The organism is Saccharospirillum salsuginis, assembly GCF_014651855.1.
Classification (GTDB): domain Bacteria; phylum Pseudomonadota; class Gammaproteobacteria; order Pseudomonadales; family Natronospirillaceae; genus Saccharospirillum; species Saccharospirillum salsuginis.
Map to the genome: position 1 here is coordinate 64710 of NZ_BMXR01000017.1, position 16019 is coordinate 80728.

Sequence of the window (16019 nt, forward strand, 5' to 3'; positions counted from 1 at the left end):
AGATCCCCGGGCCCGCCGACACGACCGAGGCCGTTCGAGCGCTACGCTACAGCACATAACCGGCCGAAACGGTAGGAGGTGCTTATGACCGAGGATCTCAAGACTCATACCGAAGCCGTCACCATACCGATCGGACCCAACTCCCTGAACGCGGACATCACCATGCCGCCCCGCGTCCTGCGGGGGATCGTCCTGTTCGCCCACGGCAGTGGCAGCAGCCGGCTGAGCCCGCGCAATCGCACCGTAGCCCGTGGACTGGTGGGTCGCGGCATGGCCACCGTTCTGCTGGACCTGCTGACCGAACAGGAGGACCAGGTAGACCAGATTACCCGCGAGTACCGTTTCGATATTCCTCTGTTGGCCAGGCGACTGGTCGCCGCCACCGACTGGGTGTTGGAGCAGCCCCGGTTTCGGACAGCGCCCATTGGATACTTCGGCGCCAGTACCGGAGCGGCGGCCGCCCTGATCGCGGCGGCGGAAAAGGCCGAACGGGTGTCGGCCGTGGTCTCACGTGGTGGCCGGCCGGACCTGGCGGGCGAGGCATTGCCCCGCGTCCAGGCGCCGACCCGTTTGATCGTGGGCGGTAACGATACCGCCGTGATCGAAATGAACCGGGACGCGGCTGGCGAGATGCGCTGCCCCGTTCAAGTGGACATCGTCCCGGGTGCCAGTCACCTGTTCGAAGAGCCCGGCGTATTGGAACGCGTCATGGAGCTGGCCGGCGAGTGGTTTGAACAACACCTGGACTCTGGCTAGGCGCTCACCCGACTGCGCCGTTTCGGCGTGACCGGACCAGATAGCGGTGCAGCCAGAGCGACATCGCGAGGCCCAGAATGGCCAGACCGAAGGCGAACCAGAACGCCAGGTGGATGCCGGCGGCCAGCGCCTCGGGTGATTTCGGGCTGTCGAACAGGGCGGCCCGGGTGCTCAATACCGTGATTAACAGAGCGGTGCCAATGGAAGCGCCGACCATGCGCAGGGTGTTGTTCATCGCCGCCGCGTGGGCGATCAGCGGCCCGGGCAGGGAATTCACGCCGGCCGTGATCAGCGGCATCATCAACAGGGTAGCGCCCAGCATCTGGCCAATCGAGCCGGCCATGATCCAGGCGTAGTGGATGTCTTCCGGTACCATCGCTAGAAACAGCATGGCGCCCGCCAGCAACAGAAAGCCGACGATGGCCTGCCGTTCGATGCCGAACGCATCGAACATCCGCCCCGCCACAGGAGAGACCATGCCCATGATGACCGCGCCCGGCAGCAGCACCAGGCCGGTGTGCAACGCATCCTGACCGCGCACGCCCTGAATGTAGAGCGGAATCAGCGTCTGGGTACTGATCAGCAGAGTGAACACCAGAATCGATTGCAGCGATGTCAGCGTGAACACCGGCGATTGAAATACTTTGAAATCCAACAACGGCATGGGCATGTCGAGCTGACGTCGGACGAAGAACGTCAACGACACCGCCCCGATGATCAGGCTGATCAGTACCGACGGACTCGTCCAACCCGCCGAGCCGGCGATGCTGAACCCGTACAACAGACCGCCCCAGCCGAAGCTCGACAGCGTCACCGACAGCGCATCGATCCGGGTGGGCCGCTGGTGCGTCACATTCTTCATGAAAAAGAAGGTCGCGACGATCACCACCAGGGCGATCGGAATCATCAGCACGAAGAGGTAGCGCCAGGAAAAATGATCGATGATCCACCCGGACAGGGTCGGTCCGATGGCCGGTGCGAAGGAGATGACCAGACCCACCAGCCCCATGGCCGTACCGCGTTTCTCCAGCGGAAACATCGTCATCATCAGCGTCTGAATCATCGGCATGATGATACCGGCCGCCGCACCCTGGATGATGCGGGCCAGCAGGAGCATGGTGAACGTCTGGGCGGCCGCACCCAGAACGGTACCGACGGTGAAGATCAGCAGGGCCGTGAGGTACAGGGTGCGGCTCGAATAGCGATCGATCAGCGCCGCCGTAACCGGAATCAGCAGACCGCTCGCCATCATAAAGGCGGTGGTGATCCACTGCGCCAGGCTGGCGTCCGCCTGGAAGTCCTGCATGATCGGCGGAATGGCGACCAGCATCAGGGTCTGGTTCAGTACCGAAACGAAAGCCCCGGCGATCAGGATGACGACAATGAGGGTTCGGTTGTAACTGAGTGCGGGTTTGTCCGAGTCGGTGGTGGAATGAGACGTCATGGTGTATCCGTGAGATTCTAGAGCAAGCAGTCTACCAGCCTCATCCATGGTTGCGTGTGTCGATGGTCATAGGGCTTGGACTGGAACGCATCGTTCCAGCCATGAGAAGCCGCGGAATGTCAGGCGGTTTTCGCGGTCGGACGGGCTTTGGACGCCTCGCCGATAAAGCGCTGAACGCGTTTCAGCGGAATATGGTCGCTGGTGTCACGGCCGTACCAGGTCTCGACGATGTAGCCCTTCTCGTTGATCAGGAAATCGGCCGGTACCAGAGTCACGTTCGGGTTTTTGCTTGGCCGACCCCCGGTAAGAACGCCCCGAATAATACGCGGCAGCTTGAACAACATGGCCTTGAGCAGGGCGGAGCCCGAGCGCTCGACGCCGTATTGATTGTAGAGCGTGAGGTCTGGATCCGCGATCAGCCGGAACGGACGCGGATGCCGCGCCACATACTCGCGCACCTCCTCCGCCGTGGAACTGAACACCGCGATCACCTCAACCCCCTGGCGCTGCCAGGCCTTGTACTGATGGGTCAGCTCATAGACCCGGAAATTACAGAACGGGCAGGCCGCATCCCGAAAGAAACACAGCATCACCTTCCGGCCGCGAAATTGATCCAACCGGATCGGTTCGCCATGGATGTCGTGCGTTTGAAACTCAGGAGCCGTTCGGGGCGCTTGCAGACGCATCAGATACCTCGTTGATTGAAGTCCAAGACAGGGTTACGGGTGTAAGACCGCATTGGACCAGGCCATCTGATGTAAGTTCCGCACGCTACGCCACTACTGCTCAAACACCCCGGCCGTTTCATCAAACCCCTTCATCTCAATCGGATTCCCGAACGGATCGTAGAAAAACAGGGTGTGCTGCTCGCCGGGCTGGCCTGCGAACCGGCGCGTGGGCGGGATGACGAAGTCGACCTTCGCGTCTTCCAGGCGTTTGGCCATGGCCTGCCAGTCCGGCAACGCCAGAATGACCCCGAAGTGCGGCATCGGCACGGCAACGTCGTCGACATGGCCGGTGGCGCGTGTGGTCCAGACCTCGCCCAGGTGCAGCGAGATCTGGTGGCCGAAGAAATCGAAATCGACCCAGGTATCGGTGCTGCGGCCTTCCTGACAGCCGAGCACATCGCCATAGAAGGCGCGGGCCTTTTCCAGATCGGTGACATTGAACGCCAGGTGGAATATCGACTTCATAAAGTTCTCTCGTTGTCGGAATGAACCCTACATATTACGCCGATATTCGCCGCCGACCTCATACAACCTGTGACTGATTTGCCCCAGGCTCGCGACCTTAACCGTTTCCATTAACCGGTCGAACAGGTTGTTGCGTTGACGGGCGTCTTCAGCCAATGCTGCGAGCGCCTCCTCTCGACGGTCACCATGCTGCGCGTGGAACCGCGTCAGTTGTTCGATCTGCTGCTGCTTTTCCTCGTCGGTCGAGCGCATCAGTTCCACTTCGGTTTCCGCTTCGCCGCCGTCCTTACCGAGGAAGGTGTTCACGCCGATGATCGGCAAGTCGCCGCTGTGTTTCTTGTGCTCGTACACCATCGACTCGTCCTGGATTTTGCCACGCTGGTACATCGAGTCCATCGCGCCGAGCACGCCGCCGCGTTCACTCAAGCGTTCGAACTCGGCGTAGACGGCGTCTTCGACCAGGTCGGTCAGGTAGTCGATCGTAAACGAGCCCTGCAGCGGGTTTTCGTTCTGGTTCAGGCCCAGTTCCTTGTTGATGATCAACTGGATCGCCACCGCGCGGCGCACGCTTTCCTCGGTCGGCGTGGTGATCGCCTCGTCAAAGGCGTTGGTGTGCAGGCTGTTGCAGTTGTCGAACAAGGCGTACAGCGCCTGCAGCGTGGTGCGAATGTCGTTGAACTGGATTTCCTGGGCGTGCAGCGACCGGCCCGAGGTCTGGATGTGGTACTTCAGCATCTGCGAGCGGGCGTTTGCACCGTAGCGGTACTTCATCGCCCGCGACCAGATGCGCCGCGCGACCCGGCCGATGACGGCGTATTCCGGGTCCATGCCGTTGCTGAAAAAGAAACTCAGGTTGGGCGCGAAGGCATTGATGTCCATGCCGCGTGCGCGGTAATACTCGACCAGGGTGAAGCCGTTGGCCAGCGTGAACGCAAGCTGGGTGATCGGGTTCGCCCCGGCTTCGGCGATGTGATAGCCGCTGACACTGACGCTGTAGAAATTGCGCACGCCCTGGTCGATGAACCAGCTCTGTACATCGCCCATCAGATGCAGCGCGAACTCGGTCGAGAAGATGCAGGTGTTCTGCGCCTGGTCTTCTTTAAGGATGTCCGCCTGCACCGTGCCGCGCACCTGTTTCAGCGTATCGGCCGATATTTTTTGATAGGTCTCGGCATCCAGAATCTGGTCGCCGGTCACGCCCAGCAAACCGAGCCCCAGGCCGGTGTGGCCTTCCGGCAACTCGCCCTGGTAGGTCACCGGCCGGTCGCCGAGCAGTTTTTTGATTTTCTTCTCGGCCGCGTCCCACTGGCCGTTTTCGCGCAGGTATTTTTCCACCTGCTGGTCGATGGCCGTGTTCAGGAACATCGCCAGAATGATCGGCGCCGGGCCGTTGATCGTCATCGAAACCGACGTGGTCGGCGCGCACAGATCGAAACCGGAATAGAGTTTTTTCATGTCGTCCAGCGTGGCGATGGAAACGCCGCTGTTGCCGACCTTGCCGTAGATGTCCGGTCGTTCAGCCGGGTCTTCCCCATACAGGGTGACCGAGTCGAACGCCGTCGACAGCCGCGCCGCCGGTTGCCCGAGCGACAGGTAATGGAAACGGCGGTTGGTGCGCTCCGGCGGGCCTTCGCCGGCGAACATCCGGGTCGGGTCCTCGCCCGCGCGGCGGTAGGGGTAAACGCCACCGGTGTAGGGGAAATGGCCGGGCAGGTTTTCCTGGCCGGTGAACCAGACGCGCTCGCCCCAGTCCCGGGTGCGGTTGGCCGCCACCTTGGGGACCTTGTTGCCGCTCAGGGTCTCGCGGTAGTTGTCGCCGGAGATGACCTTGTCGCGCACCTGGTATTCGAACTGATCGCGCTGCACCGAGTCCATGCGCTCGTCCCACTGTTGCAGGGCGTCGCGGGTCTCGGGCAGCAGGTCGTTCAGCAACTGGTTGTAACGCTGCGCCATCGCCTGGTGCTCTGCAGCCAGATCCTCGGCCTTGATCGGCACCAGCGGGTCCGGCAACTGTTCAGACGGACCTGCACCCAGTAATTTCAGGCTCTCGTACAGGTGCTGCACCTGGCGGGCGAGCTCGGCCTGTTCGCGCAACTGACCGCGAATGCTCTGCCCCTGCTCGGCGATTTCGGCGAGATAACGCTGGTGTTGACCGGGGATCAGCACATGCGCCTGCGGGTCGCCCTCGGGCAGGTCGCCGTCCCAGTCGCGTTCGGTGTTGCCCGCGAGCATCCGGCACAGGCCATTGAACACCCGGTTCACGCCCGGGTCCGAGAAATGGCTGGCGATGGTCGGGTAGACCGGGATTTTGGCGTCTTCGGTCTCGAAATCGATCCGGTTGCGCCGCCATTGTTTGCGCACATCCCGCAGCGCGTCCTGGGCGCCCTTGCCGTCGAACTTGTTGATGGCGATCCAGTCGGCCAGGTCCAGCATGTCGATCTTCTCGAGCTGACTGGCGGCGCCGTAGTCCGGCGTCATCACATAACCCGGGATGTCGACCAGATCGACGATGGCGCTGTCGGACTGGCCGATGCCGGCGGTCTCCACGAAGACCAGGTCGAAATTCTGATGGCACAGCTCGGTGATGGCGTCGTTCAGCTCTTCGCTGGTCGACAAATGCTGCCGCCGCGTCGCCATGCTGCGGAAAAACACATTCGGCAACCGCAGGCTGTTCATGCGGATGCGGTCGCCCAGCAGGGCGCCACCGGTACGGCGACGGGTCGGGTCGACGGCGAGCACGGCAAATTGCCGGTCCGGGAAGGCGGTCGCGAAGCGCAACACCAGTTCGTCCGTCAGGCTCGATTTACCGGCGCCGCCGGTGCCGGTCAGGCCGATGGTCGGGCAGTTGCGCTCGCCACCGGTCGGTTCGGCCCGACCGCTTTCGATGTCCGACAGCCGGTGGGCGCGTTTCAGGTCCGCATGGGCGTCCTTGGTGAGCTGTTTGGGGCGGTGTTTGCGGGCTTCGCGGATGCGTTCGACGGCGTCGTCTATCATGCCCGGCAAGCCCAGTTTCAGGCCATCGTTCGGGTGGTAGATGCGGGTGACGCCGTAGGCTTCCAATTCGCGGATTTCCTCCGGCGTAATGGTGCCCCCGCCGCCGCCGATAACGGCGACATGACCGGCCCCGGCCGCGCGCAGGCGGTCGACCAGATAGCGGAAATATTCGTTGTGGCCGCCCTGATAGGAACTGAGGGCGATGCCGTCCGCGTCTTCCTGCAACGCGGCCTTGACGATATCGTCCACGCTGCGGTTATGGCCGAGGTGAATCACCTCGCAGCCGCGATCCTGAATAAGCCGGCGCATCACATTGATGGCGGCGTCGTGGCCGTCAAACAGACTGGCGGCGGTGACGATGCGAAGCGGTGCCTGGTTCGAGTCGGTCATGGAGCGCCTCCGGACGCGTCAGTCGTAAGAGTAGAAGCCGCGGCCGTTCTTGCGGCCGGTGTAGCCGGCGTCGACCATTTGTTGCAGCAGGGGGCAGGGGCGGTATTTCGGGTCGTTGAAACCCTCGTAGAGCACTTTCATGATGAACAGGCAGGTGTCGAGCCCGATCATATCCGCCAGCTTCAGCGGCCCCATGGGATGGTTCATGCCGAGCTGCATGACGGTGTCGATGTCCTCGGCCGTGGCGACGCCTTCGTACAGCGTGAAAATGGCCTCGTTGATCATCGGCATGAGAATGCGGTTGGAGACGAACCCGGGGTAATCACCGGCCGTGACCGGCACCTTGCCGATTTCCTCGCTGAGCAGATGAATGGCCTGATAGGTCTCGTCCGACGTCTGGCGCGCCCGGATCAGCTCGACCAGCTTCATCAGAGGCACCGGATTCATGAAATGCATGCCCACGAACTGGCTCGGACGGGACGTGGCCGCCGCCATGCGGGTCAGCGAGATGGCACTGGTGTTGGAAGCCAGGATGGTGTGTTCCGGGCAGAGGTCGTCGACCTGCTTGAACAGGGCGATCTTGGTCGCCTCGTTCTCGGTGACGGCCTCGACCACCAGATCGCACTCCGCCAGGCCCTTCAGTTCGGTATGGGTGTGCAGTCGTCCCAGGGCGCCGGCCTTGATGTCCTCGGTGATTTTGTCCTTCTCGACGAACTTGGTGAGGCTCTTGTCGATGGAGGCCAGGGCGGCATCCAGCTGCAACGGCTGCTTGTCGACCAGGTGCACGGTCAGGCCGTGCTGGGCAAACACCTGGGCAATGCCGTTGCCCATGGTCCCGGCGCCGAGGACGCCAACGGTTTGAATCGCCATAGTGAAATCCTGTGTGTTCCGCACTGTTCGGCCCCGACAGGGAGCCAACCTTGTTTTTATTGGCGAATCAGGCTAGTTTTCGTTTACGTTAACGTCAACTTGTTTTGGAGTGTAAGATGGGGGCTTCGGTGCGAGAGCACGTAAACTCTCGCGAACAGACCGGACCAACCCCCGACAAAACACCCGTGAGGAGCCACCAGCCACATCATGACCGTCCGACCCGAAGAGACCATCTACAGCATCCGCGACCTGGCCAGCGAATTCGACCTGACCACCCGCACCATCCGCTTCTACGAAGACAAAGGCCTGCTCAGCCCTCAGCGCGAAGGCCAACGGCGGATCTACCTCAAGCGGGACCGGGCGCGGCTGAAGCTGATTCTGCGCGGCAAGCGGCTGGGCTTTTCACTGGACGAGATACAGCAACTGGTGGACGCCTACGAGACCCCCGAAGACGAGGTGCCGCAGCTGGAACAATACCTGGCGACCCTGGTTGAACACCGTGAGACGTTGTTGCGGCAGAAAGAGGATTTGGAGAAGACGCTGGAGGAGCTGGAGTTGGCCGAGCGGGAGTGCCGGTCGGCGTTGGATCGGAAGCGGGGGTAATGGGGTTTTAATCACCTTATTAGGTGATTTCTTTGCAATCTCATCGGTTTATGGCTATTTTATCACCGAATAAGGTGATTAATGTTGCAGTGATATGAACAGCCTGGAAGCCATCGGCCGCAAAGCGAGAAAACACCGCAAGCAGCTTAATTTAGGCAGCATGAGGGAGATTGCCCGGACGCTTCAGATTTCGGTTAACGATATTTCGGAGATCGAGCGGGGTATCTTTACTGGCTCGATACTGAACGTAGAACGCTACTTGTCGTATATAGGGCTGGAACTGACGGCGGTTGAGTCCAAAACGCCGACGCTCGATGACCTGGAGGCTATATTCCGTGAAGACGACGATTGACTGGCCTAGGCGTTTTTCCGAGCTACAAGTCTTCAGTCGGCAGGAGCGGGTCGGAACGCTGGTCCACGAAAGTCAGTACGTCTTCGGTTATTCTGAGTCCGCCCCTCGGCCCTGTTCACTGACCATGCCGGTTCGTATTGAAAGCTATGTTCGTGGTGCCCTGCATCCGGTATTTGAAATGAACCTCCCGGAAGGGTTTCTGCGTCGCTACATCAGTGAACGCTTGGTCCGCTACACCAAGGTTAACGACATGCTGTTCCTGGCACTGCAAGGTGACCGTGGAATCGGGCATTTGAACTATCGAAGCGGGCTTGATTTTGGTCAGGCCGATACGGTGTCGATGGACGATCTGTTGACTACCCGACGAGGCGAGGGGCTGTTCACCTATTTGCTGGACCGATACGGCTTGACTCACACACTGTCCGGCATGCAACCGAAACTGCTGGTGCAGACCGACAGGACAACCTTGTCTTACCCGAACTGCATTGTAAAAACCGAAGATGCCGAGTTTCCCGGTCTGGTGACAAACGAGTACCTCTGTATGAGTCTGGCCCGCGAATGCGGCCTCGCGGTGCCGGACCATTACCTATCGTCCGGGCGCGACCTGTTCATCATCGATCGTTTTGATGTGTTCCAAAATCAGAAGCTTGGATTCGAGGATTTCTGCAGCTTGATGGGGCTACCGGGAGAGGATCGTTACAGTCGTAGTTATGAAACCGCGGCGAAGGTACTGAATATCTATAGACTCCCGCAACCTGATTTTAAGTCGTTTTTCAGGCAGATCGTGTTCAGTTGCGCTATTGGTAACGGGGATGCTCACCTCAAAAACTTCGGTCTACTCTATGACCCGACGTCTACGGAAATCAGGCCGCGATTGTCACCAGTTTATGACTTAACCTGTACGCTGGCGTATGAGCACCTGGACAAGCAACTGGCACTGACGCTGAACGGCCGCAGAGACTTTCCGAATAAAACCGGCCTGATGGCATTCGGCCGCGCATTGGGCATTCGAAACCCAGGTGCAGTCGTCGATGAGGTTGTGACGCTCATTCGCGACGGACTAAAGCATCATGATCTGGCCGATGAAGTTCCTGAGGTGATTAAAATTATTGACCGTCAAGCAGGCTATACCGGTTCCGAATCAGCCTCTGGCGTTCGTGTTCCGGCAAGGCAACGGTCAAAGCGCAAGAAGTACCGTTAGCTAGCGATCAGCACACTCCGTCAGCCTCTATTTCACCGCTTCCCACACCTAGACGCGACCCGATAAGCGTAATCTTGCCGGCTGACTACCCCCAAGTAAGCAATATTTCGCCAATTCCACTCGTCAAACACGCAGATAGCTGCAATTCCGCGCTGGCTTGCCAATTGCAAACCTCACAAGTCCCGTCTGCTCGAAGATGGTGAACTTCAATAATAACAAGCAATGATGACTGTGAGGTCAAACGCAATGGCTCATACTAAATCAACGCTCGCCCTGCTCGTGGTGCTGGTGGTCTCTATGCTGACCGGTACCGTCCACGCCGCTACCGAATGGCACGTCTCCCTGTGGGGACAACGCCGCGCCTTCACCGAACACCTGGAAAAGCTGGCCGAGCTGGTCGCCGAGAAGACCAACGGTGACTTCACCTTGAACCTCTCCTACGGTGGGCTGGCGAAGAACACTGAAAACCTTGATGGCATTTCAAATGGTGATTTCGAGATGGCACAAATCTGTGCCGGCTATCATCCAGAAAAGAACCCGTTGCTGACGGTATTGGAACTGCCTTTTCTCGGAGTCGAGAATCTGGCGCAGGAGGTGGAAGTGTCAATGGCGTTATACCACCATCCGGCCGTGGTTCGGGAAATGGAGCAATGGAATGCGATCATTCTGATGCCATCCCCGCTGCCGCAATACAACGTTATCGGCCAGGGGCGGGCGCCCGCCAGTCTGGACGATTTTTCAGGCATCCGGGTACGCGCCACCGGCGGCATTGGTAATGCACTGGCCATGCTGGGAGCTCAGCCGACGCCCATGCCGGCCACGGAAGTGCGACAGGCCATGAATTCCGGAGCGATCGAAGGCGCCTCATTCGCGCCCCATGCGCACATGTCGTTCAGTACGCTCGACGCTTCAAACTGGTGGACCACCAATTTAAACCCGGGCACCGTGAATTGCCCCGTGATCGTGAATACGGATGCGCTGAGGCGGTTGTCTTCCAACCATCGCCGCGCACTGGCGTCATCCGTCCCCAAGGCGTTGGCGCACTATATTACTTACTACAATCAGGAAACAATGGAAGATTGGCTGCCAACACTTGAAGAGCGGGATATCGAACTCGTAACCTTTTCAGACGATGAATTGGGTAGGCTGCGTGTACTGGTGGCTCAACCCGCAGCGGAAGCCTGGATACGTCAGCAGACCGAACGAGGCTTGCCCGGGCGTGAACTGTACGAATTCGTGATCAGTACGCTCAACCATTAACCCCGGTTGTAGCATGCCTAGCCCAAATAGGGCCGCCTGCCTCGAAACTGCATCCGCGAATTTCCCGGTGGCGGTTTTATCTCAAGCGGGACCGGGCGAGGCTGAAGCTGATTCTGCGCGGCAAGCGGCCGGGTTTTCACTGGACGAGATACGCAACTGGTGGACGCCTACGAGACCCCCGAGGACGAAGTGCCGCAGCTGGGAACAGTACCTGGCGACCCTGGTGGAACACCGTAAGACGCTGTTGCTGCAGAAAGAGGATTTGGAGGAGACGTTGGAGGCGTTGGAGGCGTTGGAGGCGTTGGAGTTGGCCGAGCGGGAGTGTCGGTCGGCGTTGGATCGGAAGCGGATCTAATGAGAGGTGGACGGTGCTCAGTGACGGCGATACCATCGATCGATGTGGAACGTCGGATTAAAGGACGCTGTATGAAGGCATTGCTGGTTTGGGAAATGGGCCAGGATCTAGGGCATGTATCAATTCTCGCGACGGTTGCGCGTGTACTGATCGATTTAGACTATGAAGTGGTATGTGTGCTTAAAGAAACGTCCCATGTAGCGAGTACGTTTGGAGACCTTCCAATTACGTATCTACCCTTTCCTCCTACCGATCGAGTACGACGCAGTTCTTCCCCCACTATTTCAATGGCCGACATACTGAGTCGAAGAGGGTTTGACGATCCTTCACGACTGTCTAAACAAATAGAGAAGTGGCAAGCGGTGTACGACGCTGTCCAGCCGGACCTGGTTGTTTTCGACTTTGCACCGATGGCTTTGTTAGCCGCACGGAATCGGGACTTCAAGAAAGCTGTAATTGGTACAGGCTGGGGGACTTTGGCGCCTGGGTATTCGGTATTGCCACTGAATTTATGGGCGGATATCGATCCAGAGTTGATTCGTTCATCGGAAAAGACTCTTGTTGATTCCATCAATCACGTATGCCGAGCGATGTCGTGCGCTGAAGTGAACTACGTGTCCGACCTTTATGAAAGCGATCTTACACTGATTGTAAATTTCCCGGATCTTGATATATACGGGCCGCAACGCAATAACGCTATTTACTTGGGACCAATTGAGGAAAATAGGGCAGGACCGGTCAATGATAATTGGCTTGAAAAAGGAAGTAATGTCTTTGCTTATTTGAAATCAGGCCATTCTATAACCACCCGTACGCTGAATGTACTCAAGAGGTTGAATGTCAATTCCATTGTTTATATACCGTCGCTTTCAGACGACTCCGCGAATGCAATGCGAAGAGACGGTTTCAAAGTATCGACGACGCCAGTCAATCTTCGCTCGCTATTGCCTAAGGTGGATGCGGTTATATGCCATGCCGGATTGGGAACGTTAGGCCGTTCAATAATGGCGGGAACGCCTGCATTGGCATTGCCACTGCAACTTGAGCAAGCCAATACGGCGGAACTGTATACGCGGTCTGGCGCTGGCTTGCACGCCGGCCCCTCGGCTTCGGAAGAAGAGTTGGAGAAGAAGCTGAGTGCATTGCTCCAAAATGAAGTTTACATGGACTGCACCCATGCTTTGCGCAAGAGTCTCAATCACCCTGTTTCCGCAAAAACAAGAATTCGGAATGAGTTTGCTTCTATGTTCTCCTATCAGTGAATTCGACCACTAACCTGTAAGTCGAATTCACTGTAAATCACTTAAAGGGTTAGGCTCAGTCATCCTAGACCCAGCCTAATTTTATGGCGATCCAGAATAATAGAAATAGGAATGCAAGTAATGCCGAGGTAATAATCTCACGTTGCCAAAAACCTGGATTACCGTCCTTCGAAAACTTTGACTTGCTATCTCTTTTTCTAGCCATGACTGATTTTCGATCCTAATTAGTGCCTATTTTTTACAGCTGTTCTTTATCCAGCCTGTAACCATGCTTTGAATGAAGCTGATAATATGAATTATTATAAAAATAATCAGAATTAACAGTATTGGATTGATGACGCCAACGACAAATATTAGGCTCAAATTGGACAGGTAATTTCCAAGCATTGTAACCAAAATTGCACCCATCGCAGCTTCAAAGAAACCACAGCCAGCGTAGGTTAACTCAAGAAAAACTCCAACCCCGCCAAAGGCCTTGCCTGCAAAGGAATTTAGAAACTTCATTGACTTGGAGGCGTCATCGCCACCGACTAAATAAGACAATATCCCAACGGTGTCTTTTAGGATTTCCCCGCCATTTGCGCCTCCTGAAATTTTATAAGCGGAGGAACCTGTTTCATCTAGTATTATATAGCCGCTTCCGATCCAGCCATTGTAGTTTAGTGGTTCTTCGTGGACGGTTACTGTCTTCCCACTGTATATGGCGGATCGGATTTCTTGCCGTGCATCGGGATCAATAGAGACAGACGACAACTGATCAGCATTGCTAATATCGAGTGTAAAAATTCGCTGACCAGAATTTGTTGCCAGACCTATTGCTTTAACAGCACTAATACCCTGAACTTGTTCTGTATCTGTTGAAAGGAGCGTTTCTGGAATCCAATTTTCCATGTAACTCCATCTGGATCCTATCAAATGGTTAAAAACTAGTCGGCTGGAGGGGTCGTTGTCTTTTGCAGCGCCAATTGATCTAACCATATCAACATCCATGGTCATACCCGGAAATCTAACGTTTCTGGGTATTCCGAACCAATAAATTGAATCTACGCGTGTGTGAAACATCCCAAAACTTGGTGCGCGATAGTGGAGCTGATTGGCTGATCTTTTTGTTAGCTCGTCCTGTACATCATTCAGTAAAAAGTAGGAAATGATATTCGCTTGTACAAAATTACCAATTATGTCGTCTTGGTCTATATTCTCATGGTTACCGGACTCAAGGGTGTTGACGACCTCTTCAAGTTGACTGTGTATTCGTTCCAGGTGCGCATTAGAGATGCCCTGTAAGTCTAACCCTATTGCTGTGTATTCGCCTGCGACTGGTTTGTTGTTGCTTTGTTCCCAACCAAACGCGGGATCATACAATGCCAGGGTGCTATTAAGCTCCTGCCCCATTGTCACGGTGCCCGTAGCATAGGTCGTATTCTCGCCGTAGGTCAGTCGAGGCTTGAGTTGAATGAGATAGCCTGGAAGTTGAGATGGCAGGTCGTTCAATTCGATATCTTCGGACTCATCGACATCAGGCAAATAGCTATTGACCAGATCTATGTCAGATTGAGTAGCCAATTCGTAACTTATAGCAACGTCTTTTCCGGCTAGATCAATCGTTGGAAGAGTGACATTGATTAGGTCTCCACCCCATGGACCAGATTTAAGTTGAACCTTGAATTTATGCTTGAAGTGATCTGGAATAGATGTCAATTGATCGCTTCGATCCAGTACTTTATAAGGTAAGCCGGCGCTGAGCGGAGCTCTTTCCTTAATGGGAATGTCTTTAAGGCCCAGAATGTCCTCAAGTGTTGTATCTGGATTTTGGGTTTCAAAGTACTCCTCAACATCAGATTGAAAGCTCTGCATGGCATTTTGCATCGAAGTATCGTTGACCCCTTCGATAATGCCAGTGGATTCATCGATGCTGACGTTGTCTATAAATTCATCTACTATGGTATCTGCATCAAACGGGAGGCTTGCTGGAAGGCCTTCACCCTCAGCGAAGTCGTATTGTTTGAAGCTAGGATCCATCGGTATCCAGTGGTCACCCTCACGATTTACCAGGCCTCTACTGGGCTCGAAATCTACCCAGGCTTCAACCCAGATATGTTCCATTTCAACGTGACTGATTTGACCATTCACTGTTACCAGGCGAGCGGGAATGCCCCCTTGTAACATAACATTGGTCGCAGCCTCTGGATCGACAGCACCACCCACCCAGTTCATGGCTTGGTCTACAGGGACTTCTATTGTCCCGTATGAAAAGCGGGCAGGAATATCGGCTGCACGAAGAAGAGCCAGAAGGAGGGAGGACGTATCGAAGGGGTTACCTGCTTTTAAATCAAGAGTGTACTGTGCTCCTTGGATCGAACCGTAGCTTGGAATAGAATAAATATTGTTGTAAACCCAGTTATAAATCTCTATCGGGTCATTGTTGAGGCTGGCGGCCAGGTTCTTAATCGCCTCAGTATGTGGGGCTTCGGGGACTTCAACCGTATCTTCGGAAGTCGGGTGTGCAGCAGGACTACTCAAACCTCTAAGAACATCAATAGTCAATGTGTTGGAGGCTAAAACAACAGGTTCCAGCCACTGGTTCTGCAGTGAGGAAAGATCAGTTAGTGGTTCACGCGCTTCACCGTTTCTAGGGCCGAAGGGTAGGGTGTCTTTATCAAAATCCTCGGCTTGGTGAGAATGATCGAACTGTTGTTCGTTAAGATACTCACTGAGTTCGACCAATAGGGCTTCTTGCTCTTTGAACGTATCGGCGCTATCCAATTCAGATTGTATGCGCTTGATTGGATCCAATGCCTCTTTGAACTGTTGCACCGCAGTAAAGTGCCTATCAAAAATCACTTCATCCGCGTTTATCTCGTGCAAATATTCCAGCATGTCATCGAAGGAGTCATAAGCACTCTGTTCGAGGTCTGACATCTCGTCTAAAGTGTCCGTGAGAGCAGAAAGTTCAGCAGTACCTGGACCTCCCAGTCCTAGCCGAGACAGAATACGCTCGAAATCACTGATTTCATTCTTATCGTAGTTTTCTAAAGCATATAGGGTTTTTTCAGTGAGGGTGGTTGCTTGCTTGAAACTTTGGGTCAGTGCAGCCTCCTTACTATCCGGGGCTGGAGTTTTATGTTGAGTCTTCGCCACAATTTGTGGCTGTATATTCAACTGAATAGCTGCGGGGGTGTAATAAGCGTACTGATACAATGCAACGCCTATCAGGAAGATCAATAGCAGTGCCGTCCACTTGGCAATCCTCGAGCGAATAATGTCAAAAAAACTGATATTCATCTGGCCTGATCCTTTACTGTTTGATGCCTAAATTCCACCATGATGGGTGCTATTTCC

Annotated in this window: 13 protein-coding genes; 7 read left to right on the top strand and 6 right to left on the bottom strand. The window is 55.9% G+C overall.

The annotated features are described in order from the left end of the window. The first annotated feature begins 84 nt into the window (after positions 1-84). Positions 85-756, top strand: a complete 672-nt coding sequence (locus IE111_RS22935; RefSeq protein ID WP_189613320.1) for a dienelactone hydrolase family protein — start codon at positions 85-87, stop codon at positions 754-756. A gap of 4 nt (positions 757-760) precedes the next feature. Here IE111_RS22935 and IE111_RS22940 read toward each other — a convergent pair whose 3' ends face one another. The 5 genes from IE111_RS22940 to IE111_RS22960 all read right to left on the bottom strand — a co-directional run bounded on the left by IE111_RS22940 (position 761) and on the right by IE111_RS22960 (position 7647). Continuing rightward, complete coding sequence (locus IE111_RS22940; RefSeq protein ID WP_189613322.1) at positions 761-2200, bottom strand: DHA2 family efflux MFS transporter permease subunit; 1440 nt, start codon at positions 2198-2200, stop codon at positions 761-763. 119 nt (positions 2201-2319) lie between these two features. Further along, positions 2320-2886: a peroxiredoxin family protein gene (locus IE111_RS22945; protein WP_189613324.1), complete on the bottom strand. Its 567-nt coding sequence runs from the start codon at positions 2884-2886 to the stop codon at positions 2320-2322. A gap of 93 nt (positions 2887-2979) precedes the next feature. Continuing rightward, complete coding sequence (locus IE111_RS22950; protein ID WP_189613326.1) at positions 2980-3393, bottom strand: VOC family protein; 414 nt, start codon at positions 3391-3393, stop codon at positions 2980-2982. Between the two features lie 27 nt (positions 3394-3420). Next, positions 3421-6777, bottom strand: coding sequence for a methylmalonyl-CoA mutase family protein (locus IE111_RS22955; RefSeq protein WP_189613328.1), 3357 nt, complete (start codon positions 6775-6777; stop codon positions 3421-3423). A gap of 18 nt (positions 6778-6795) precedes the next feature. Then, positions 6796-7647, bottom strand: a complete 852-nt coding sequence (locus IE111_RS22960) for a 3-hydroxybutyryl-CoA dehydrogenase (RefSeq protein ID WP_189613330.1) — start codon at positions 7645-7647, stop codon at positions 6796-6798. Between the two features lie 207 nt (positions 7648-7854). Between IE111_RS22960 and IE111_RS22965 the strand changes: the two genes are divergently transcribed. From IE111_RS22965 to IE111_RS22985, 6 genes are all read left to right on the top strand, one after another. Beyond that, complete coding sequence (locus IE111_RS22965; RefSeq protein ID WP_189613332.1) at positions 7855-8250, top strand: MerR family transcriptional regulator; 396 nt, start codon at positions 7855-7857, stop codon at positions 8248-8250. A 94-nt stretch (positions 8251-8344) separates the two neighbouring features. After that, the gene (locus IE111_RS22970; RefSeq protein ID WP_189613334.1) at positions 8345-8602 is read left to right on the top strand and encodes a helix-turn-helix domain-containing protein; all 258 of its coding nucleotides are present in this window, start codon (positions 8345-8347) and stop codon (positions 8600-8602) included. Beyond that, complete coding sequence (locus tag IE111_RS22975; protein ID WP_189613336.1) at positions 8586-9803, top strand: type II toxin-antitoxin system HipA family toxin; 1218 nt, start codon at positions 8586-8588, stop codon at positions 9801-9803. Before IE111_RS22970 ends, IE111_RS22975 begins: the two co-directional genes overlap by 17 nt. Before the next feature lie 297 nt (positions 9804-10100). Further along, the gene (locus IE111_RS22980; RefSeq protein WP_189613338.1) at positions 10101-11063 is read left to right on the top strand and encodes a C4-dicarboxylate TRAP transporter substrate-binding protein; all 963 of its coding nucleotides are present in this window, start codon (positions 10101-10103) and stop codon (positions 11061-11063) included. A 223-nt stretch (positions 11064-11286) separates the two neighbouring features. Beyond that, positions 11287-11418 carry a hypothetical protein gene (locus IE111_RS24685; RefSeq protein ID WP_268245057.1) on the top strand — a complete coding sequence of 44 codons (132 nt, stop codon included), beginning with the start codon at positions 11287-11289 and terminating at the stop codon, positions 11416-11418. Between the two features lie 71 nt (positions 11419-11489). Beyond that, positions 11490-12680 (top strand): glycosyltransferase, encoded by a 1191-nt coding sequence (locus IE111_RS22985; RefSeq protein WP_189613340.1) that lies wholly within the window; start codon positions 11490-11492, stop codon positions 12678-12680. Positions 12681-12911: 231 nt separating this feature from the next. Here IE111_RS22985 and IE111_RS22990 read toward each other — a convergent pair whose 3' ends face one another. Further along, positions 12912-15962 carry a transglutaminase domain-containing protein gene (locus tag IE111_RS22990; RefSeq protein WP_189613342.1) on the bottom strand — a complete coding sequence of 1017 codons (3051 nt, stop codon included), beginning with the start codon at positions 15960-15962 and terminating at the stop codon, positions 12912-12914. Positions 15963-16019 lie beyond the last annotated feature (57 nt).